This is a genomic window from Serratia proteamaculans (assembly GCF_949794035.1).
In the GTDB taxonomy this organism is placed as follows: Bacteria; Pseudomonadota; Gammaproteobacteria; order Enterobacterales; family Enterobacteriaceae; genus Serratia; species Serratia proteamaculans.
This window is the reverse complement of record NZ_OX461105.1, coordinates 2,746,671-2,768,497: the sequence shown is the minus strand read 5'-3', so window position 1 is coordinate 2,768,497 and position 21,827 is coordinate 2,746,671. Positions and strand designations below refer to the sequence as shown.

Here is a 21,827-nt window from a genome sequence, read left to right as displayed (position 1 = left end):
ACACACAATGAACCAGTGTTTGGACTTTATCGGTATTGGCATCGGTCCGTCCAACCTCAGTATTGCTGCACTTGGTAGCGAAATCGAAGGTTTTAATTGTAAATTCCTCGAGCGCAAACCGCATTTTTCCTGGCACCCAGGCATGATCCTGGCAGATTGCAGTATGCAGACCAACTTTTTGAAAGATCTGGTGACGGCCGTCTCGCCAACCAACCCTTATAGTTTTCTCAACTATCTGGTGAAAAGAAAAAAATTCTACCGCTTCCTGACGACAGAACAACGCACCGTGTCACGAGAAGAGTTTGCCGATTATCTTGGCTGGGCGGCAACGGGCCTGGATTCACTGGTTTTTAACCAGGACGTTCAGCGCGTGGAGTTTGATGACCAACAGCGGCAGTTTGTTGTCACCACCCAGAATGAGGTGTTTCGCGCCAAACATGTCTGCGTGGGGATTGGCAAGCAAGTCAAACTGCCTGACTGTGTGACCGAACAAAACGATCGATGCTTTCACGCCAGCGAAATGATGTTTCGCCAGCCAAACCTTAGCGGAAAACGTGTGGCCATTGTGGGCGGCGGTCAAAGCGGGGCCGATCTGTTCCTTAATGTTTTCCAGGGGGAATGGGGCCAGCCGGAACAGCTGAGTTGGATCTCCCGGCGTAACAACTACAACGCCCTTGATGAAGCTGCATTTGCCAACGAGTATTTCACCCCCGATTATGTCGAGGACTTCTACACGCTTGGCAACACGGCCAAACAGCAGATGCTGCGCGAACAAAAAATGACCTCGGATGGGATCACCAGCGAGTCGCTTTTGGCCATTTATCGCGCCATGTATCACCGCTTCGATGTCCTTCGGGATAAAAGATGGGTACGACTGCTGCCCAGCCGTTCCGTTACGGCCCTTAATGCCAAAGACAATTCATATCAGCTAGAGACACTGCATCATCTTGATCAAGGGCGTGAGACTCTTGATGCCGACGTGGTGATCTTTGCTACCGGTTATGAGCAAGCCCGCCCGGCATTTCTTGAATCCCTGGCTGACCGAGTGTTAACCGACGCGGATGGACAATATCGCATTGCCTCGGATTTTACCCTTGAACGGGAAGGGGTCCATGAGAATGCTTTGTTTGCCGTCAACGCCAGCATGCACCACCACGGTATTGCTGACCCTCAACTCAGCCTGATGGCCTGGCGATCGGCCCGCATCCTCAACCGGGTTTTAGGTAATAGCCAATTTGATCTGAGTACGGCCCCGGCGATGATTCAATGGCGCAGTGAGCAATAACAGCCAATCGCTTTAACCTTCTTGGGTTCCTGCCAGGAGCCGTTTTAATACTTTTATCAAATGATAAGACAGGTTGTATGAGAAAACACATTAACAAATTTATCATGAATCAGTTGGCTACATTCGCGCCGACCTTCAAGACCAAATTTATCTACCAAAAAGCATTCGGAAAAAAATTAAATCTAAACCCGCCGATGACCTGGAACGAGAAGATAAATTATCTCAAACTTAACGATTACAGTAACAATGCACTGGTGACGCAATGTGCAGACAAATATGCCGTCAGGGAGTATTTGAAGGCGAAAGGCTGTGAGGAAATACTCAATGAGCTTTACTTCGCCTGCGATTCAGCTCATGAGATCCCGTGGGAGTCGTTACCTGACAAGTTTGTGATTAAGGGCAACCACGGTTCTGGTTACAACCTGATTTGCCAGGATAAAAAGTCACTGGATACCGTACAAGCCTCTAAAACCATTGAAAGCTGGATGAAAGAAGACTATTGGAAGGTCTATGCAGAGTTAAACTACAAGAAGATCACTAAAAAAATAATAGGCGAGAAGTTTATAGCCTCACCGGGTGGTCATGGCCCTGATGACTATAAAATATACTGCTTCCATGGTGTCCCTTACTGCACATTACTTTGTGTCGGTAGAGAAACCGGGATGCCGAAATATTACTTTTTTGATAAAGACTTTAAATTTCTTTGCTACAGCCAGGATTGTCTGGCGCTCAGCCAGCAAGAGATCGAGGCCTTTGTGAAACCCGAAGGTTATGACGCGCTGTTTGAGTACGCCAAAAAATTGTCTGAGCCCTTTGAATTTGTCCGCGTTGATTTTTATATCGACAACGGCAAACCCATTTTTGGCGAATTGACCTTCACGCCTTCCGCCGGCATCGATACTGACATGCTCGAATCAACCGATATTCTGCTCGGGAAGATGCTGAAACTGAAATAGCGGCACGCCGCAGACAACGCTTGTAACTGTCTTTCCTGCTGGTTCACTCTGGCATGACAGTTGACCCCTTGACACCCTGTGAACCCTCCTGGGTGTTTTTTATTTGCTTGCAGATAATCCCGCCGAATCCCGCTCAGCAGAGCAGCACCGCCTGTAAATCATCCCAAAGCCTGAGGCTACAGATTGATACATAATCATATTTTTAAATTTTCAATTAACGGATGCCAGGTCTGAGAAAAGTAGCAATAATGTCAGGCTGGCTGCTCAATTTACACTCGTGGTCAGACATGACCGGCAGGCTCATGGCCACCGTCATGCAGGCAGGATTTTATCCGTATTCTTCGTAAGCCCCTGGAAGCAAGATGCACACCACTGAGTTACCTGTCGCCACAAAATTACAGCCTGCGCTGATCGTCTTTCTGCTGGTGTTTGCCACCTGCATCTTTGGCATTGAAAGCCGCCCGACTGGCCTGTTGTCGGCATTCTGGCCAACCAATGCGGTATTGCTGGCGATATTGGTGCGTTATCCGGTGCTTGCCAGCCGTGTGGGGTGGGTGATGGCGATGCTGGGCTATTTGGCGGCGGATTTGATCACCGGCAGCACCCCCGGCAAAGCCATATTGCTCAATGGCGCCAATATCGCCGGCGTGGCGGTCGGGTTTTATCTGTTTATGCATTTATCGCCGCAGGTAAGATCTCTGGAACGCACCTCATCCAGTATTTTTCTGTTCGCCATCTGCCTGGTGAGCGCGATGGCTACCGGGATCCTCGGGGCCGGGGCTTCGGTGCTGCTGTTTGATCGCCAGTACTTACCCTCATTGGCGTTGTGGCTGTCGTCAGAATTCACTAATTACATCACGCTGATGCCGTTTATTCTGGCCTTCCCGACAGACGGGAAAAGCTATCTGCGCAGTATCGTCCAGGCGATCACCCTGCGTAGCCAGTGGTATAACACCTGCAGAAAAATGGCGGTGTTAATCCTGCTGCTGTTGGCCTGCATCTGTAGCATCCTGATTGGTGGCCCTGGCGCGGTGATCTTCCCGATGCCAATCTTGCTGTGGTTGGCGATGTCTTTCTCCCTGTTCACCACCATGATCACCGTGTTGGCCTATGTGATATGGTGCCATTTGGCGATCGATCTGGGCCTGATCACCACTAACCTCGATATGAAAATGCTGCAAAATACGGTGTCGATGCGTCTTGGTGTGGCGCTATTGGCACTGGGTCCGATTGCCGTTGCCAGCATGAACTTTGCCCGCAATGCACTGCTGCGCAAACTTGAGCACGTGGCGAACCATGATGCGCTGACCCACGTATTGACTCGCAGCGCCTTTATGCAGCGCGGTGCCAGGCTGGTGAGCCAAAAGGGCGAGCGGATCTGCATCATGATGCTGGATATCGACTACTTTAAATCGATCAATGATCGCTTTGGCCATGCTGGCGGCGACACGGCTTTACTGTCTTTTACCCGTACCATTACTGCCGATCTGCGTGATAACGACCTGTTTGGCCGCATGGGCGGGGAAGAGTTTGCGATCGTTTCACCGATCGCACAGCTACAGGATGCGCTGTTGTTGGCCGAACGCCTGCGGCGCCGGGTTGAAATCGAATCTATCACCATGCCAGCCGGTACACCGCTGCAGATCACCGTCAGTATCGGCATGGTTACCTGCATCGGCGGAGCCGGGCAAAATCTGGACAACCTGCTGAAAATCGCCGATCTGGCGGTCTACAAAGCCAAAAATAGCGGTCGCAACCGGGTCGCTACGCCAGAACTGCTGCAACGTATTGACTCCGAGCTTTGAAACCCGTCGCTGTGCTTAATGGTTGACCCCGCTAATGGGGTCTAAAATGGAAGAGGGCGCAGGCAGCTCCGCCGGCGCCAACCCGACTGTCGAACCGACAAGAGGACACTCCGATGAAATATGTAGAAGGTTTTGTTGTGGCGGTGCCGGCCGCCAATAAGGAGGCGTACAAAAAACTGGCCGCCGCGACTGCACCGCTGTTTAAAGAGTTCGGTGCTACGCGGATCGTCGAATGCTGGGGCAATGATGTTCCCGATGGAAAAGTCACCGATTTTCGCGGCGCGGTTAAGGCCGAAGCCGACGAGGTGGTGGTGTTCAGTTGGATCGAATATCCGTCAAAAGAGGTCCGCGATGCCGCAAGTCAGAAAATGATGACCGACCCGAGGATGAAGGCATTCGGCGACCAAATGCCGTTTGACGGTAAACGCATGATTTTCGGCGGCTTCGAAACTATTCTGGACCAGTAGCGGAGGGGTATCGTGAAAATCACCCAACACCTGTGGTTTGAGAAAGACATGGAAGCGGCGTTGCGTTGCTACGTGGCTTTAATCCCCGGTTCCTCCCTGACCTGGCAGTCCACCTTGCCTGCCGATACCCCCAGCGGGCCGGCCGGCAGTGTCAAGCTGGCGTCATTTACCCTTGGCGATCAGCGCTATGCGGCGATTGAAGCCGGTCCTTTGGATCCCTTCAATCACAGCTTTTCCATTATGGTCGAATGTGCCGATCAGGCCGAAGTGGACCGCTTATGGGAAGCATTGAGTGACGGTGGCCAGGTTGAGCAGTGTGGTTGGCTGCGCGATCGCTGGGGACTGAGCTGGCAGATTGTCCCGAAACGCCTGTCAGAGCTGATGAGTGATCCTGACAGCGTCAAGGTGCGCAGGGTCACCGAAGCGATGTTACAGATGGTCAAACTGGATATCGCCGGACTGGAAGCCGCGGCTCGCGGGTAAGAGTCGGTGCGTTAATGCCCCGCAGCCTCTTTTTCGTTGCGGGGTAATTAAGGTGATTGTCTGTCACTCAAGGAATCAATGTGAGCGATAAATTGACGCAAATCATCTTTTTGCATCAATACTGCTCACCCAAGGCTGAGATTTTATCATTTGTCAGCCTGAGAAAATCGCTGCACCCTAGGGCTAACCTTTATGCAGCGCAGAGAACAATCATGGAAAAGACACAGATTCAGCAGTTGGTTACGCAATTCCCACTGGTGCAGGAACTGATCGAGCTTAAACCAGTGACCTGGTTCAATCCGCGAGCGACTACTTTGCAGGTCGGGTTACCGTTTGTAGGGCTCGACGCCAGCGACGTGAGCGATGCAGAGCAACGGCTGGCGCGTTTTGCCCCTTATCTGAGTGCCGCCTTCCCGGAAACCCGTGTCACCCACGGAGTGATCGAGTCCGAAGTGGTCGCCCTTCACGCCATGCAAACTGCGCTCGATCAGCGCTATGGCCTGACGCTGGCTGGCCGCTTACTGCTGAAAAAAGACAGCCATCTGCCGATTTCCGGCTCGATCAAGGCACGTGGCGGCATCTACGAGGTGTTGGCGCATGCAGAAAAATTGGCGCTGGCCGCGGGCCTGCTGCAACTGACGGATAACTACGCCAGCTTGTTCTCGGAGGAGTTCCGCGAATTCTTCAGCGGCTACCGCATTGCCGTGGGGTCGACCGGTAATCTGGGGATGTCGATCGGTATTATCAGCGCCCGGTTGGGTTTCAGCGTCAGCGTGCACATGTCGGCCGACGCCCGCGAATGGAAAAAGCAAAAGCTGCGTGAGAATGGCGTCAACGTGGTGGAGTACGCGCAAGATTATGGCGTTGCCGTGGAACAGGGCCGCTTGCAGGCGGCGAGCGATCCGCGCTGTTTCTTTATCGATGACGAGAATTCGCAGACGCTGTTCCTGGGCTATGCCGTGGCCGGTGGCCGTCTGAAGCGGCAGTTTGCCGACAGCGGCGTCAAGGTGGATGCTCAGCACCCGTTGTTCGTTTACCTGCCTTGCGGCGTCGGCGGTGGCCCTGGCGGGGTGGCGTTTGGCCTGAAATTGGCCTTTGGCGATCATGTACATTGCATCTTTGCCGAACCGACGCATTCACCTTGCATGCTGTTGGGGGTGCATACCGGCCTGCACGATGGCATCGCGGTGCAGGATCTGGGTATCGATAATCAGACCGCGGCGGATGGGCTGGCGGTAGGGCGCGCATCCGGCTTTGTCGGCCGTGCCATGGAGCGGCTGCTTTCCGGTTTTTACACTCTCAGTGACCGCGAGATGTTTGCACTGCTGGGGCTGCTGGACAGCCATGAGCACATTCAGCTCGAACCTTCGGCGCTGGCAGGCATGCCGGGGCCATGGCGCGTCACGGCTGATGTCGAATGGTTGGCGAGCCAGGGGCTGAATGCGGAACAGATGAACAATGCCACCCACCTGGTGTGGGCCACCGGCGGCGGTATGGTGCCTGAGGCGGAGATGACCAAGTATTTGGCCACCGCGCACCAGTCGATTTAATGAGTGAGTAGCGAAAGCTCCTCTGCACCTTCCAGCAGGATCGGCAGGATACGCTCGGTCAGTTCGTTCAACGGGACATGACCGGCCTGCACCCCCACGTTTAACGCGGCAGTGACGCCGCCGTTGACCGAGGTAATCGGCACTGCGATGGAGCGCAGGCCGATTTCCAACTCCTGATCGTTAATCGCATAACCCTGCGTACGAACCCTATCCAGTTCGTCACGCAGTTTGTCGACTGACCCAATGGTGTATTGCGTATAGCGCATCAGAGTGATGCGTTGCAGGTAATCCTCACGCTTATCTAGCGGCAAATGGCTCAATAACACCCGGCCCATCGAGGTGGCGAATGCCGGCAGGCGGCTGCCAATGTTCAGGTCAATGGTCATAATGCGTTCGGCAGAGGCGCGGGCGATATACAGTATATTGTCGCCGTCCAGCGTGGCGATAGAGCAGGATTCATTCAATAACTGGCTGATGTGTTTCAGCACCGGCTGGGTGGCTTTCGCCAATGGCGTGGCACCAAGATAGGCATGGGCCAGCGTCAGAATGCGTGGGCGCAGCTCAAAATTCTTACCGTCCTGGGCGTAGACAAATCCCAGCTTGTTCAGCGTATACAGGCAGCGGCGTACCGCAGCACGCGGAATGCCGGTTTTCTGGCTGATTTGCGAAATCGACATCAACCGGCGTTGCGGGGTAAAGGCCTGGATCACCTCAAGCCCCCGGGCCAGCGACGCCATAAAATTGGGATCGCCCTTGAACGGATCGCCGCTGGCGGCGGACAGTGAACTATCAGGCGCGGCGATCTCTTCGCCGGATGAGGTCTTGGTCATCACAGTCTCCCAGGGGCCGTGCTTACAGAGCCAAATAACGCAGGGTTGCCACGACGGCTAACCGACGGATGTGACGAGCCTGATCTTCCTGCGGCTCATGGTTTTCAAACAGCGTATTAAAGGTGTACTGGTTGGCGACGTAGTGGAAACACAGGCTGCTGATCAAACGATGCACATCTGTGGCGCTGGCGTCCGGGGTGAACTCTTGCGCTTGCTTGCCGCGCTGCAAAATATCTTCCAGCAGGGTCAGGGCGCTCTGGTTCAATGCCTTAATACGTGGCGACTGGCGGATATACTGACCGCGCATCATGTTTTCCATGCAAATAACCCGGATGAAGTCGGGGTGCTCCGCATGGTAGTTAAAACTTTCCTCGACCAGCCTTGTCATGGCCGCCACCGGCGGTAATGCCTGCAGATCCAACCCCATTTCGTGCGCACGAATGTGTTGATATACGTGTTCCAGTACCTCCAGGTAGAGTGATTCCTTGGTCTTGAAGTGATAAACCACCATGCGTTTGGTGGTGGCCGCGTGCTCGGCAATGTTTTCCATGCGGGCGCCTTTCAGGCCGGCCTCGGCGAACTCGGTCAGCGCCGCAGCGAAAATACGCTGCTTCAGGCCAACGGGGTCGTTTTTGCGTTTGGTGGCAGTGATCTCATCATTCTTCAAAACATCAGTCACTTATCTTTAGGGGAACACCGGTTAAGAGTAACCGGGGTCACACGGCAATACAATCCGCCATAGCCGGGCTTTTGTGAACGACGTCATATTGCTCACCGGTAAACCTGTGCGGCGATAACCTGAGGGGCGAGACGATCCTTCTCACAATTCGACAACATTATTTCCCACCGGCAACGGACTGCCGGCCGGGTGATAAAGGGCTTTACGGGTTTGCTTGTTAGCATATTGTTTTGAGTTGATCGGATGCGGCAGTTTTTTTAATTGAGGGTAAATGTACCGTCAGGTTCGATAGGCACCAGATTATCGGTAATCCCCGTTGCCGACCTGCACCGGAGTTCATACATTAGAAGCGGGAAATTTACTGTCAGTTCGATTATCGAACATCTGCACTTATTGGCGTCTGTCCAAGGAAAAATTGTGGCTTCAAACGAAATTGATGTTCGTACGCTGATCAACGATCGTCCGCTGTGTGGTTACCAAAAACTGATTATTTTGCTGGGTTTTATCGTGGTTGCGCTCGACGGCTTCGACATTACCCTGATGGGATTTATCGCGCCGGAGCTGAAAAGTGAGTGGGGCGTCAGCAATCAGCAACTGGGTATGGTGATGAGCGCCGCGCTGGTCGGCCTGACCCTCGGCGCACTGCTTTCCGGGCCACTGGCGGACTGGCTGGGCCGTAAAGTGATCATCATCAACAGCGTGTTCTTTTTTGGTGTCTGGACGCTGGTCACTGCGTTTTCGCACACTATTGATCAAATGATTTTCTTCCGATTTATGACCGGGCTGGGGCTGGGGGCGGCGATGCCGAATGTCGGCACGCTGATCTCTGAATATGCGCCGGAAAAGAAACGTTCTTTTATTATCACCGTGGTGTTTTGCGGTTTTACTTTCGGTGCCGCGCTGGGCGGGTTCGCTGCCTCGTGGTTCATTCCGCAGATGGGCTGGCATGCATTGTTGTTGCTGGGGGGCATACTGCCGCTGTTGAGCGTACCGTTGTTGATCGCCAAACTGCCGGAGTCGGTACGATTTTTGGTCACCAAACGTGCCAGCAAGCAACGCATTGGCAAGATAGTGGAAAAGCTGGCACCGGGCAGTACCGACGCCAACACCCACTACACACTGCCGCCGCGGGTGGCAACCGGCAAAGGCTCGATGCATATTGTGATCTCCCGGCAGTACCGATTTGGCAGCCTGATGTTGTGGCTGGGCTATTTCATGGCGCTGTTTCTGGTCTATCTGCTGGGCAGTTGGTTACCGACGCTGGTAAAAGGCATTGGCATGAGCGTGGCGCAGGCGGCGGTGATTACCGCGTTGTATCAGGCTGGCGGCACCTTCGGCTCACTGTTTGCCGGCTGGTTGATGGATAGGGTCAATCCTCACCGGGCGCTGGGCGTGATTTACCTGTTGGGTGCCGCGTTTACGTTGTCGATCGGCCTGGCGTCCCACAGCAGTTTGATGCTCGGCGTGTTGGCGTTAGCCTGCGGCTTTTGCCTGAACGGCGCCAATACTGGCATGAATGCGCTGTCGGCTCATTATTACCCGACCGAGGCGCGGGCCACCGGCTCCAGTTGGATGCACGGCGTTGGGCGTATCGGCGCCATTCTGAGCGCTTTTGCCGGGGCGGAAATGCTGGCGCTGGGCTGGGGGTTCGATCGCATTTTTACCCTTGTCGCCATTCCGGCGCTGATCACCGCCTGCGCCATTTTTATCAAGGGTGCCAAGGGCTTTAACCGTCAGGCGCAGTTGGCCGGCCAGGTTACCGCCAAAAGCCTTTGACCTCACTGGCTGAGTCGTTGCAATTGAACCTGGTCGGCTTGACGCGCTTGCTCTGCCAGTGCGGCAAACTGTGCAGGGCGATAGAATGTGGTGGGTGCAGGCAGGCCACGCATATCGTTTCCTTTGTGGATTTGCAGCTCACCAAGGCGGCTCAACGTCATCCCTGCTATTTTCGCCGGCATAGCCAGGCGGTACGGCAGGGCTTGTTCGAAAGGTACCGCGGTGGGCATTCGGTTTTCGCCAAGATGGTAATTGCGTTTAAGCACTAAAAATTTATCCGGTACCCGACGTTGGCTATTCCACCAGTCACCGTCGACTTCGCGGAACTGACGTTCGGTTTCGGCCTGATTCACCGCCTCAAGGCCAATTAAAGCCTGAGAAAGCGCCTTATCCATCGCCAGATTGTAGTTATCTACCGAACCGGCATGCCCCTGCAAAATCACATTGATGGCCAGCCTGGCCCCCAGCAGATTGGCGTAGAGATCTTCCGGTGAAAATGCAGAGATTTCCTCAGAAAACCCGGGGACAGACTGGAAGCCATACCACTGTGCGATCTCATGCCACTGTGCCAGTTGAAAAGCCAGATGCCCGGCCAGCCACGCCGCCAGATTATAGCGGTCCACCTTCGATGCCGGCGGGGTAAAGGGGTAAAACTGAACGCGTCTGAGCCCCAATTCCTCACTGTAAAACAACCGCCATTCCCGACCCAGTCGTGGGTACAGTCGGGTGAACAGATAAAAGGTGTTATCGGCAGTATCACGAACGTGGGCGATATCAATAAAGCCGCCGCGCCGCGTATAGATCAGGCCGTTGGCTTCATCGCTTAGACCCACGATATTCTTCACTGCACCCAGCGCAGTGTCATTGTAATGATGGTGACCCAGGGTGCTGAGCGACAGCACGTTACCAATCTGGTAAACCGGAATGGGAATGCCTGCCGCGCGCACCTGAAGGTTATAGCCAAATGCACAGCAAGGGCGCAGCGATTCTGGCGGCGAAAGGTTCTGCGCGACGGGCCAAACGCGAGTTGCCTGCTCAAAAGGTAAAATGTCGGCCTCACCCGGTTGCGCATGGGCAAAAAAGGTAATACCCAGCAGCACTGCGAGAAAATAACCACGCATTAAAAGGCCTCCGCGACCTGGAAATAAAACCCTGCGCTCTCTCGACCCACGCCGAGATCGAGACGCAAATTCATATCTGGTTTAATTTCAAAACGATACCCTGCGCCAAGGGTTGGAAGAATAGGGTGTTGTCCCATTTTATCCGGGCTGGCACCCAGTGAACCTGCGCCTAGCCAGAGCACGTAACCGTGCCGCCAGTTGAGCTTTTTGCGGTATTCAATCTGGGTGCTCACCACATCTTTATCCCGGTAACGCCCCTGGTAGTAGCCGCGTAACCGCCGATCATCACCGGCTTGTGAAAGCCGATCCCAGGGAACTTCTCCTCGGGCAAAACGTCCCCAGGCATCGAACGCCAATACGTCATTCTCGTTAAGCGGAAAATAGTAATTGTATTGCAGCTGCAGGGCGGTGAAATGCGTATCGTCGCCCAGCGACGGATCAAACAGGCTGTATTGGACGCTGGCATACTGCCCATTTTTCGGCTGCGTGATAGCGTCGCGGGAGTCGTAATTAAGGGCGAAAGTCGCGCCGGAACTCCGCGGTGACGTTGACTCGGTATAACGAGAGAAACTATCGCCAGGCTGCGGATCTTCAACTTTGGCCTCCAGAGTAGAAAAGTCCCAGCCAACACCGGCATAAAGATTATCTACCAGACGATAAAAAACCTGCGGATGAACGCTAAACGAATCCTGGGTATATTTCTGGCCCGATCCCTGCGCGGCATCGTAGCCCACGCCCCAGAACTCCGTAGGGATCTTTGCCACCGAGCCTTCAACAAACAGCCGCCACTGGTCGTCACTAAAAAAAGTGTAATTATTTAACCCAAGCCCCAGTGCGCCGCTGGTACTGATAAAACCGGTAAATGAAATGGAGGAGTTTTGTGTCAGCTTATCGTTAGGATCGACGCGATAAAGCCCGGCCACCGCCGTTCCCAATCCCAGCTTTAACTCGGGCGTATAAAAGGGCCCTGGCAGCACCGTCCAGTTCACCCCTTTAGCGGCGTGGTATTGATCGTCTGCCCCCATGGTGCCAAGAAACTGATCGATGGACTCACGCGTCAGCAACTCCGCATTAACGGATAAGGTCAACAGGCTACAGAGTCCGCCTAACCACAGCACAGGTCGCTTCATTAGAATCGATATTCACCCGCCAGGAAAAAACTGTTTCGCTCATTGAAACCGACTTCGGCCAGTAGGTTAAAGTTCTGCGTGAGTTCGTACTGCGCCCCAATCAGCGTATTCCACGGCGATGTGAGATGCTGTTTGACATCAAAGCGTCCGGCGTTGTCTTTATTCACGGTGTCAATAAGCGGCTGAAGTTCTGCCGGCATATGTAAATCCGAGAGGTTGCCTTTAAACTCCTGATCCACATCCTGATACATGCTGCCTATCCACAGGCTCAGGTGGGAAGGACCAGAGATGGCGGGCATATCAAAGCGATAACCCACGCGCGGCGAGACCGTGATGGCTGAAATTTTGCCATCGAGAATGTCAAAATCCGTGCGGGTATAGTTGGTATCCACCAGTGCGAACCATTTCTCATAGCCGCCCGCCAGAGTAAACCCGGTGCCCCAGGTAGTGCCTTTAAAATCCAGGGCAAACTCGATGTCCCTGAGATCGCCATTTTGGTTAAGGCGATGAACCGCCGAGGCGATAATTCGGTCGACACCGGTGTATTGTGATGGGTCGGCATCGACAGAAACGTTAGAAACCGATGATCCCCGGGTGTGCCCGACCAGGCCATAAATATTCAAAAAGGGGAAGACCCACATATCCAGCCGCAGGTTCTCGCTTTTGCTGCGTTCGCGAGTGTGTCCGACATCAATATTGAACAGATCGCTGGGAATCGGGTGATTGCCCAGTTTCAGACCGGAAAAGGTAATGCTGTCGACATCAATATTCTGGCGCATATTCATATAACTGAGATTGACGCCGAACGGCAACGGGATGTTATAGCCGCGGGCGCGGGCTTCATCTCCCCAAATAGGAAAGGTACTGTCACTCTGGGCCGGGGCGGGGGCTGCTGCCCCCCATGCGGTACCCGATAAAAACAGCAAAGGAAAAACCACTCGTTTCGCATATCGGAGTGAGATGTTTTTGATGCTGGTTTGGCAATCCCTGTGATTTGTCATTATTGGATCCTCCACGTTAGGCAAGCGAGAGAAGACCGGCTTAAAGCCCAGAGCCGACATTGAAATAGAGCGCCTGATCGCTGTTGCTGAAGGCGACATCGATCCCGGTATGCAATCCAAATTTTCGCGCGATCAGATAGCGGAATCCGCCGCCCCAGGCCACTTCAGTCTTATCGAACAACGTTTGGCTGTCACGACTGGCGCTACCGGCCCCGACAAACCCTTGCACCACCCAACGCGGTGTCACCTGCCACTCTAATTGGCTTTGGCCCACCGCAACGTAATCACCCTGATAGCGATAGCTCGGGATGCCACGGAGTTTGATATAGGGGCGCGCCATGGGGGGTAAATGGCTTTCGTGATCTGACAGTGACTGGTAGTTACCGGCGAGCGCCAGGGTGAAGTTTCGGCCAAGCGGATGGAAATACTTCCCGTCCAGGGTCAGCGTGTCATAGCGGTAATCGCCACCCAGGAAGCCGGTGTAAAACTGATATTCAGCGGCGGCCGATAGCCCATGGCGCGGGTAGAAAAGGTTGTCCGTGGTGTCATATTCCATCACCAGACCCAATCCGGAGCTGGTACTGGAACCCCCCAGCACCTGTTGCAGTGCCTGGCTGATAAAGGGCTTATCAGCAGAAATTTGGGTATTGGCGTAAAACTGCGAACCGCCGACAAAGAAAGGCGTTTCGGCAAGGCGGAACAACAGTTTCTGCGTTCCGCCGTAGCCTTTCGTTTGGGTGCTGACCCCATGACCGCCACCGAAGCCGGCAACATCGCCGGTGTAAATATCCAGATTGATATCTGCGTAACCTACGGCCACAAGATAGCGAATGCTGTCATTATTCCAGGTGTGTCGATGCCCGCCACCGACAAACCAGGTGCCATTTTGCGTAGCCCCGCCGCCAAAGGCGCTGATTGCGGGTGGCGCGCTGCGCCTGCCTGAGCGAGGTGTTTCATTGGGTTGGCCGGTGTCATGTAAAAAAAGCCCAAACAGGCCGCCGCCATACCCCACGGCCGGTTCGGTGATCACCACCGGCACCGGCAGAAAACCGTAGCGGCTATCGCTCATGTACTCGCCCATATCCAGCATGCCATCTTCCGCATCAATCAGTCCTGCCGCCTGAAGGGCTGCGGGGAAGGCTAAGCCGGGAAGCAGAGCCAGCAGGACACTCAATTTTGTCATGGCTGCTGATCCGGTCGCACCGCAGGGGCGGTATACCAGTTTTCTCGGGTGACCATCACGGCATTTTCAGGTTGCAGCACGAAATTCGGTGACATGATCTGGACGTTAAATTCATTGAACACGTCCTGAATGTGGCTATGTAATTCACTTTTGACGGTTGCCAGTGATTCGCCTGCACCGAGCCTGACCTGCAGCTCATAGGCGATGTACCAGTCCATTAAATTGAGCTGGCGAACCAGCGGGGGGACCTGGCTGTCGATGCCCCGGGTTCTTTTTGCCGCCAGTTCCAGCATTGCGTGAACCTGCCGCCATGGGGTGTCGTAACCAATCGTCACGCTGGTGGTGAGATTCACACCCTCGCCGGGGTTCAGTGCGCTGAGATTGGTGATTTTACCGCTGACCACCACCGCATTGGGGACGGTGACAACATAATTTTCGCGGGTGAGGATTTTGGTGGCCAGCATTCCGACTTCGCTGACCAGGCCTTCGTTGTCGCCTATCCTGATCACGTCGCCTTTGCGCAGCGCGCGCGAATAAGTCAGTACCAATCCACTCATGGCGTGATTCATTAATCCCGCCGAGCCGAGCGTTAACATCAAGCCAAAGAACACACTGACGCCTTTAAAGGCCAAAGAGTCGGCACCGGGTAGAAAAGGATAGGCGGCCGACAAGGCAAACAGCCAGACCATCACCGAAATCAGTTTACGTGTGGCGCCAACCGTTTCGGGATGTAAACCTGGTACAACCAGTCTTCCGCTCTCGACGCGTTTTAACAGCACCTTGAGCAGTTTGAGAATAAAACCCGTCAGCAAAAAGATAATGGCGACAATCGCCAGCCCAGGGAAAGCGGAAACAATGGATAGGGTGACTTTCTGGATAACGCTGATAGACCAGTCCCCCAAAGACTCGCCCCAAACACGCGTCCAGGGGAATAACCGGAAGAGCCAACTCAGCCAGATATAAAAGGCGCTAATACTCAGCAATATCATTAGCAGGGCGTACAGGCGAGATTCAAAAGCCCCGAGCAGCACGCGCCAGCTCTGCGGGATCCACCCCCGCTTGAGCGCTATTCGGGTGGCATAAAACCTTTTAACTCGCTGCCAGGATTTGAACGCGGCGTAAAATACCAGCACCAGCGCCAGAGTTCCGGCTGCGCTCTTCGCTACCGCAATCGCCAGGTAAGCAGTAGAGTATTGTTCTATCAGTGCCGTGCGCTGGGCATTGATTCGTTCCAGCACTTTGAGTGAAGCCTGGTCCAGCGTCAGATCATCGCCATCATCCAGGTCTCCCTGGGTTAATAACATAAAGGGCTTGCCATTAATGGTAAACAGCCGCCCCTGCTGGTTATAGCGTTTTATTACATGTACCTGCACCGGCTGGTGTATGTCTTCTTCGGTGAGAGAGCGCAAAGTATTACGGATCCGTAAAACACGTTCTTCCGGGGTGGTAAAGCCGAACTTTGCCTGCAGCATGACAATAGGTTGGTGAAATATATAAACCGTTCTGGCCTTTTCCTGATCGGTGGCGAGCTGGCGCGGCTCAGCGCCAAAACACAGGGATGAAATCAGAAATAACAGACAGCAAACAACGCCATTCACTCTTTTGCTCATGGTTACCTGCCCAGTCAGTAATCTATTTTTATTATTTTGTTATTCGCTTTCTTCCGTTTCAGCTTAGTCCAGTCGCATGCGCTTTCAAGTTGTTCAATCGAACCCAATTTCCGGGTTAATAAATCAAAATTGCTGCCGGGAATAAGGCACAACCGGGGCCTCAGACAGGAATGAGGGGAACCGGCGTTTTTTCCCTGTTGAATAAGCGTCGCAATAGTTTCACCAATGTTAAATGGCTCACAGAATGCCCACCTTGCCGATGGGCAAAAAAATAAACTATCAAACTGATAATAAACCCTTTCTTGTAAAGTGGGTCTTTTCGCGTTCGGTTATCGCACGCTAATTAATTTAACAATATTGAAACTTATTGTGGGTGATGCTTTGATGAATAGGCGATTAACGAACCAAGTTTCGATAATCGCACAACTAGCGACTTTGCCAGGGGAACGCCTGGCTGTTCTCGCCGGGTTTATTTCACCAGGCCAACCCAGGAAGCGCTCTATGTCTCAGCCAAACACCCTAGAAATTCAGTCGTTTATTAATGAGAACCCCTTTTCCCGTTACCAGTGGATGATCCTGATACTGTGTTTCCTCACCGTGGCACTGGACGGCTTCGACACCGCGATTATCGGTTTTATCGCCACCTCGCTGGTGCAAGATTGGGGGATAGAGAAGACCTCGCTGGGGCCGGTGATGAGTGCGGCCCTGGTCGGGTTGGCCGTGGGAGCACTCACGGCCGGACCGCTGGCGGACCGCATTGGACGCAAAAAAGTGCTGGTACTGTCGCTGTTCCTGTTTGGGGGTTTCAGCCTGTTGACGGCGTTTGCCACCACGCTGCCGATGCTGACGCTACTGCGTTTTTTAACCGGTCTGGGGCTGGGGGCGGCGATGCCGAATGCCGCCACCCTGATGTCGGAATATGCGCCGGAACGTAAGCGGGCACTGCTGGTGAATCTGATGTTCTGCGGCTTTCCGCTCGGGTCGTCGATGGGCGGTTTCGTTTCCGCCTGGCTGATACCGCACTTCGGTTGGCAGAGTGTCATGGTGCTGGGGGGCGTGATGCCGCTGCTGCTGGCGGTAGTGCTGATCGTCGCACTGCCGGAATCGGCCCGTTTTATGGTGGTACGCGGTTACCCGGCGCAGCGGATTGCTGCCGTACTCAAACGTATTGCGCCGCTCAAGTTAATCGAACCGCTGCGCTTTAGCCTGTCTGAAGCCGATCAGGTTAAAGCCAAATCGGCGCTGGGGGTGATTTTCTCCCCGCGTTATCTGCTGGGTACCCTGATGCTGTGCCTGACCTATTTCATGGGGCTGATGATCTTTTATCTGCTGACCAGTTGGTTGCCGCTGTTGATCCGTGAAACCGGTGCTTCCATTCGCCAGGCGTCGTTGATTACCGCGCTATTTCCTCTGGGTGGCGGTATTGGCGTGCTGATCATCGGTTGGCTGATGGACCGGATGAATCCGCACAAGGTGGTGGCGGTGGGCTATCTGTTAACCGGGCTGTTCGTCTGCGCCATTGGCTACGTTTACACCAACCCGATACTGATGGCGGTGACGGTGTTTATCGCCGGTACCTGCATGAACGGTGCGCAGTCTTCCATGCCGGCGTTGGCCGCCGGGTTCTATCCAACCCAGGGGCGGGCGACGGGTGTCGCCTGGATGCTGGGGCTGGGGCGTTTCGGCGGCATCCTGGGCGCGATGAGCGGCGGGGTACTGATGCAAATGCAGCTGTCGTTCAGCACCATTTTCACCCTGCTGGCGATCCCGGCGCTGGTGGCGGCACTGGCGTTGATAGTCAAACACTTTTCTGCCAAGGCGACGGCACTGTCCGGTTCGCTCAACAAAGCCCTATAAGGAGATAACCATGCGTACACAGATCGCGATTATTGGTGCCGGCCCGGCCGGATTAATGCTGTCGCACCTGCTGCATCTGCAGGGTATTGAGTCGGTGGTATTGGAAACGCGCAGCCAGCAGGCGGTGGAGTCGACCATTCGCGCCGGGGTGCTCGAGCAGGGAACGGTCGATTTACTCAATCAAACCGGATTGGGTGAACGCATGCGCAAAGAAGGGGCGCAGCACCATGGCATCCGGCTGGCATTCGGCGGCCAACAGCACCGGATCGATCTGACCGAACTGACCGACCGGGCGATCACTGTTTATGCCCAGCACGAGGTGCTGAAAGATCTGATTGCCGCGCGGCAGGCGGCGAAGGGCCAGCTCTATTTCGAGGTGGAACAGGTGGAACTGAAAGAGTTGGACAGCGAACGACCCCAGGTGCATTACCGTCTCGACGGCGAGCCGCAGCGCCTGGAATGTGATTTTGTCATTGGTTGTGACGGTTTCCACGGTATCAGTCGGGCGGCGATGCCCGGAGGTCTGCGCCAGGACTACACCCGGGTCTACCCCTTTGGCTGGTTCGGCATTCTGGTGGAGGCACCGCCGTCCAGCGATGAGCTGATCTACGCCCGCCACCCGCGCGGTTTTGCGCTGATTAGCACCCGTTCGCCGGGCGTCCAGCGCATGTATTTCCAGTGTGACCCGACGGAAAACGTCGACCAATGGTCGGACGATCGTATCTGGAATGAACTGGAGAGCCGGGTAGAAAATCATGACGGCTGGTCGCTGAAAAAGGGCCGTATATTCCAGAAAAACGTGGTCGGGATGCGCAGTTTTGTTACCGAACCCATGCGCTGTAAACGCCTGCTGCTGGCGGATGACTCGGCACATATTGTGCCGCCAACCGGGGCCAAGGGGCTGAATCTGGCGATGGCGGATGTCTGTTTGTTGTCTCAGGCGCTGGAGGCGTTTTACCGTCACAAAAGCTGGCGGCGGCTGGACAGCTACAGTGACGACGCGCTGCAACGCGTCTGGCGTGCGGAACATTTCTCCTGGTGGATGACCAACATGCTGCATACCCATCATGACGACAGCGCATTCCAGCAACGCTTACAGTTATCGGAGCTGCAATACACCGTGAAGTCGCGCAGCGCCATGACAGTGCTGGCGGAAAACTATGTCGGCTCTCCCTTTTCAGATGATGTAACCCGGCCGGTATCACAAAAACCAATAAATTCGTTCAATGTTTCGATAATCGCCCAGAGAAGCGGTTATCGTTCTTGACGCTGCCAACCGCGTCGCGCCATCATCGGGAAATGAGCCCTTTGCCCGGAGGATATATGGAGTTACTGACGCCGCTGCTGCGGTCTTCAGCGGTGAGCCCGTGCTTTAGCGATGCCGCTACCCTGCAGGGGATGCTGGATTTCGAAGCGGCGCTGGCCACGGCGCAGGCCGGGCTGGGGATCATTCCTGCCGAAGCTGGCCAACAGATTGCCGCCGTTTGCCACAGCCATTTGTTCGATGCGCTGAGCCTGGCTCAGGCGGCGGCGCAGGCCGGTAATCTGGCGATCCCGCTGGTGAAACAGCTAACCAGCCGAGTGGCTCAGCAAGATGCCGAGGCCGCGCGCTACGTTCACTGGGGCGCTACCAGTCAGGATGCCATCGACACCGGTTTGGTGCTGCAACTGCGGCAGGCGCTCATCTTGACGCAGAACGACCTGGACCGGCTGATCGTGGCGCTGGTACAACAAATTACCCGTCATCAGGACTCTGTACTGGTCGGCCGCACCTGGATGCAGCACGCACTGCCCACCACGCTGGGGCTAAAGTTGGCCAGTACGCTGGATGCCTTGCTGCGCTACCGGCAGCGGTTGAATGAAATGCGGCCGCGCGTATTGGCACTGCAGTTGGGCGGTGCCGCTGGTACCCTGGCATCGCTGGGCGAACAGGGAGAGACACTGGTGACCGCGCTGGCAGCCAGGCTGCAACTGACCGCGGCAGATACTCCCTGGCACAGTCAGCGCGATCGCCTGCTGGAGATTGCCGGTTGGTATACCGGATTAAGCGGCACGCTGGGCAAACTGGCCCGCGATATCTCTTTGCTGACGCAGACCGAAGTGGCAGAGGTGGCCGAACCGGTCGCGGCTGGGCGCGGTGGCTCTTCGACCATGCCGCACAAGAGTAATCCGGTGGCCTGTGCGGTGATCCTCGCGGCGGCCAATCGGGTGCCTGCGTTGGTCGGCGGGCTGTATGCCGCTATGGTGCAGGAACACGAGCGCGGTCTGGGCGGTTGGCACGCCGAGTGGGAAAGCCTGCCAGAATTGGTGATGTTGACGGCGGGGGCCTTGCACACGGCCGGTGAGTTGATTGCCGAGCTGCAGGTGTTCCCACAACAGATGGAATATAACCTGAAGTTAACACACGGCTTGATCATGGCGGAGGCGGTGACCATGGCGTTGGGCGAAGCTATTGGCCGCCAGCAGGCCCATCAGCATATCGAAAAACAGTGCCACTTGGCGCTGGCGCAGCGGCTCACACTGTCTGAGGTGTTGCTGGACGATCCGCTGGTTATGGCGCATTTATCTGCCCAGCAGCTTTCCAACCTGTTGGATCCCCAGCAGTACCTCGGTAGTGCCCAAACCTTTACCCGGCGGGTACTGGAACAGGCCGCAGCAGCCATTTCAGGAGTAAATCAGTATGAATGACGAACAACGCTATCAACAGGGTATTGAGGTACGCAGGGCGGTGCTGGGAGACAGCCATGTAGATCGCAGCCTCAGCCAACTCACTCCGTTAAACGAAGAGTTCCAGGACTTTATCAGCCGCTATGCCTGGGGGGAGATCTGGACCCGACCGGGACTGGCGCGCCATACCCGCAGCCTGATCACCATTGCGATGTTGATCGCGCTTAACCGCGAAGCCGAGCTGCGTATGCACCTGAAGGCGGCAGTGAACAACGGCGTGACTCGTGAGGAAATTAAAGAAGTGCTGATGCAAAGTGCGCTGTACTGTGGCCTGCCGGCGGCCAACTCAGCGTTTCATCTGGCGGCATAAGTCTTTGCCGAGCAGGACAGGGAGGCTGACTAAGCGGAGCGTGCCGCGCCCGCGATACCCCGCACCGTGGCGATAAATGCCAGCACCGCCTCAGTCAACTCACCGTCGTTGCGGGTCAGAATGCCTACCGCTTCCTCCATACCCTGGGTCGGCAGGGGGAGCGGGATCAGTTGTCCGGCCGCGATATCGGTTTTTACCGCGCTGGATGGCACAAACCACACATAATCAAACTGCAGCGTCATTTGGCGTGCCAGCGAGGCCGACAGCGTTTCAATATACTGGCCGGGCAGGCTGAAACCCTGGGTCGACAGCAGATTCTCGGTATTGTGGCGTGGCACCGTGCCCTTTGGCGAAATAATGGCCGGATAATGCAGTGCGCGCTCCAGAGTGATGGTTTCGCTTAACAGCGGATGCCCCGGACGCGTCACCATCAGCAGAGACTCCAGCAGCAACAGTTCGAAAGCCAACCCGCTCATCATTTCCGGATCGGCCATGCGGCCTATCGCGACGTCAATCTCACCTGCCTTGAGCTGTGCCAGCAATTCGGTATTTTTACCGGTAACCACCTGAATACGTGAATGAGGGTGGGCCTGCTGAAACTGGCCGATGGACTGCGGCAGCATGCCCAGCGCGGTGGTTGGCAGTGCCCCGATGCGCAATACCCGCGCCGGGGCATCGTCGAGCCTGTCGAGTGCGTGTCCGGCAGCGGTCAGTGCCTCCAGCACTCGCGTGGCATAACCGAGAAACTGCTCACCTTGTTCGGTCAGCCGGGTTCCCTGGCGGTTACGCACCAGCAGGCGATTGCCGGTCAAGGCTTCCAGCTCGCTCAGCGTTTTGGACAGTGCCGGTTGGCTCAGGCTCAGCTTATCGGCCGCGCGGCTTAGCGACCGTTCTTGCGCCACGGCAACAAAGCCGTTGATGTGGCGTAAGCGCATGCGTTGAATAAATAAATTGGCTTTTTTCATACCTCAGTGTAGGGAGTTTTCCCCGGAGGTAACAAGTGATGGCGGCCGCATATTTGCATTGGCATACAGATTTTTTGCGGCCGCATACTGGC

General features: G+C 55.1%; 19 protein-coding genes. 11 read left to right on the top strand and 8 right to left on the bottom strand.

Annotation, left to right across the window (positions count from 1 at the left end):
- The first annotated feature begins 7 nt into the window (after positions 1–7).
- The 6 genes from QOT07_RS12930 (at position 8) to dsdA (ending at position 6,546) form a co-directional block, all read left to right on the top strand.
- Positions 8–1,285 (top strand): lysine N(6)-hydroxylase/L-ornithine N(5)-oxygenase family protein, encoded by a 1,278-nt coding sequence (locus QOT07_RS12930; RefSeq protein WP_207976690.1) that lies wholly within the window; start codon positions 8–10, stop codon positions 1,283–1,285.
- Between the two features lie 77 nt (positions 1,286–1,362).
- A complete protein-coding gene (locus QOT07_RS12925) occupies positions 1,363–2,241 on the top strand; it encodes an ATP-grasp fold amidoligase family protein (RefSeq protein ID WP_207976692.1) in 879 nt (292 codons plus the stop codon).
- Positions 2,242–2,603: 362 nt separating this feature from the next.
- Positions 2,604–4,046: a GGDEF domain-containing protein gene (locus QOT07_RS12920; RefSeq protein ID WP_283603313.1), complete on the top strand. Its 1,443-nt coding sequence runs from the start codon at positions 2,604–2,606 to the stop codon at positions 4,044–4,046.
- 113 nt (positions 4,047–4,159) lie between these two features.
- A complete protein-coding gene (locus QOT07_RS12915; RefSeq protein WP_099062996.1) occupies positions 4,160–4,513 on the top strand; it encodes a DUF1428 domain-containing protein in 354 nt (117 codons plus the stop codon).
- A gap of 12 nt (positions 4,514–4,525) precedes the next feature.
- Positions 4,526–4,996: a VOC family protein gene (locus QOT07_RS12910; RefSeq protein WP_112349893.1), complete on the top strand. Its 471-nt coding sequence runs from the start codon at positions 4,526–4,528 to the stop codon at positions 4,994–4,996.
- Positions 4,997–5,208: 212 nt separating this feature from the next.
- The gene (gene dsdA / locus QOT07_RS12905) at positions 5,209–6,546 is read left to right on the top strand and encodes a D-serine ammonia-lyase (protein WP_219016306.1); all 1,338 of its coding nucleotides are present in this window, start codon (positions 5,209–5,211) and stop codon (positions 6,544–6,546) included.
- Here dsdA and QOT07_RS12900 read toward each other — a convergent pair.
- Positions 6,543–7,376: an IclR family transcriptional regulator domain-containing protein gene (locus QOT07_RS12900; RefSeq protein ID WP_099062999.1), complete on the bottom strand. Its 834-nt coding sequence runs from the start codon at positions 7,374–7,376 to the stop codon at positions 6,543–6,545. The two genes, dsdA and QOT07_RS12900, sit on opposite strands and share 4 nt — an antisense overlap.
- 22 nt (positions 7,377–7,398) lie before the next feature.
- Positions 7,399–8,055: a TetR/AcrR family transcriptional regulator gene (locus QOT07_RS12895; RefSeq protein ID WP_413477027.1), complete on the bottom strand. Its 657-nt coding sequence runs from the start codon at positions 8,053–8,055 to the stop codon at positions 7,399–7,401.
- A gap of 414 nt (positions 8,056–8,469) precedes the next feature.
- Here QOT07_RS12895 and QOT07_RS12890 point away from each other — a divergent pair, with 414 nt between their 5' ends.
- Positions 8,470–9,831 (top strand): MFS transporter, encoded by a 1,362-nt coding sequence (locus QOT07_RS12890; protein WP_430523291.1) that lies wholly within the window; start codon positions 8,470–8,472, stop codon positions 9,829–9,831.
- A 2-nt stretch (positions 9,832–9,833) separates the two neighbouring features.
- Here the strand turns inward: QOT07_RS12890 and QOT07_RS12885 are convergent, their stop codons facing one another.
- Genes QOT07_RS12885 through QOT07_RS12865 form a run of 5 tightly spaced genes read right to left on the bottom strand, consistent with a single transcriptional unit; the run spans position 9,834 to position 15,876 of the window.
- Positions 9,834–10,952, bottom strand: a complete 1,119-nt coding sequence (locus QOT07_RS12885; RefSeq protein ID WP_283603311.1) for a DUF4056 domain-containing protein — start codon at positions 10,950–10,952, stop codon at positions 9,834–9,836.
- Positions 10,952–12,082, bottom strand: coding sequence for a BamA/TamA family outer membrane protein (locus QOT07_RS12880; protein ID WP_283603310.1), 1,131 nt, complete (start codon positions 12,080–12,082; stop codon positions 10,952–10,954). The genes QOT07_RS12885 and QOT07_RS12880 overlap by 1 nt, the downstream gene beginning before the upstream one ends.
- Entirely contained in the window at positions 12,082–13,083 is a 1,002-nt protein-coding gene (locus QOT07_RS12875; RefSeq protein ID WP_232519044.1) for a hypothetical protein, read from the bottom strand. Before QOT07_RS12875 ends, QOT07_RS12880 begins: the two co-directional genes overlap by 1 nt.
- 40 nt (positions 13,084–13,123) lie before the next feature.
- On the bottom strand, positions 13,124–14,266 hold the full coding sequence (locus QOT07_RS12870) for a BamA/TamA family outer membrane protein (RefSeq protein WP_283603309.1): 1,143 nt from the start codon (positions 14,264–14,266) through the stop codon (positions 13,124–13,126).
- Entirely contained in the window at positions 14,263–15,876 is a 1,614-nt protein-coding gene (locus QOT07_RS12865; protein WP_261417342.1) for a mechanosensitive ion channel family protein, read from the bottom strand. The genes QOT07_RS12870 and QOT07_RS12865 overlap by 4 nt, the downstream gene beginning before the upstream one ends.
- A gap of 501 nt (positions 15,877–16,377) precedes the next feature.
- On the opposite strand from QOT07_RS12865, the gene QOT07_RS12860 reads away from it, so the two are divergent.
- From QOT07_RS12860 to pcaC, 4 genes are read left to right on the top strand one after another with little or no spacing between them, the layout of a single operon-like run.
- On the top strand, positions 16,378–17,733 hold the full coding sequence (locus QOT07_RS12860; protein WP_283603308.1) for an MFS transporter: 1,356 nt from the start codon (positions 16,378–16,380) through the stop codon (positions 17,731–17,733).
- 10 nt (positions 17,734–17,743) lie between these two features.
- On the top strand, positions 17,744–19,000 hold the full coding sequence (locus QOT07_RS12855) for a 4-hydroxybenzoate 3-monooxygenase (protein ID WP_283603307.1): 1,257 nt from the start codon (positions 17,744–17,746) through the stop codon (positions 18,998–19,000).
- 56 nt (positions 19,001–19,056) lie between these two features.
- Complete coding sequence (locus tag QOT07_RS12850) at positions 19,057–20,421, top strand: 3-carboxy-cis,cis-muconate cycloisomerase (protein ID WP_283603306.1); 1,365 nt, start codon at positions 19,057–19,059, stop codon at positions 20,419–20,421.
- Positions 20,414–20,770: a 4-carboxymuconolactone decarboxylase gene (pcaC, locus tag QOT07_RS12845; RefSeq protein WP_283603305.1), complete on the top strand. Its 357-nt coding sequence runs from the start codon at positions 20,414–20,416 to the stop codon at positions 20,768–20,770. The genes QOT07_RS12850 and pcaC overlap by 8 nt, the downstream gene beginning before the upstream one ends.
- Positions 20,771–20,799: 29 nt before the next feature.
- Here the strand turns inward: pcaC and QOT07_RS12840 are convergent, their stop codons facing one another.
- The gene (locus QOT07_RS12840; protein WP_219016295.1) at positions 20,800–21,735 is read right to left on the bottom strand and encodes a LysR substrate-binding domain-containing protein; all 936 of its coding nucleotides are present in this window, start codon (positions 21,733–21,735) and stop codon (positions 20,800–20,802) included.
- Positions 21,736–21,827: the final 92 nt, after the last annotated feature.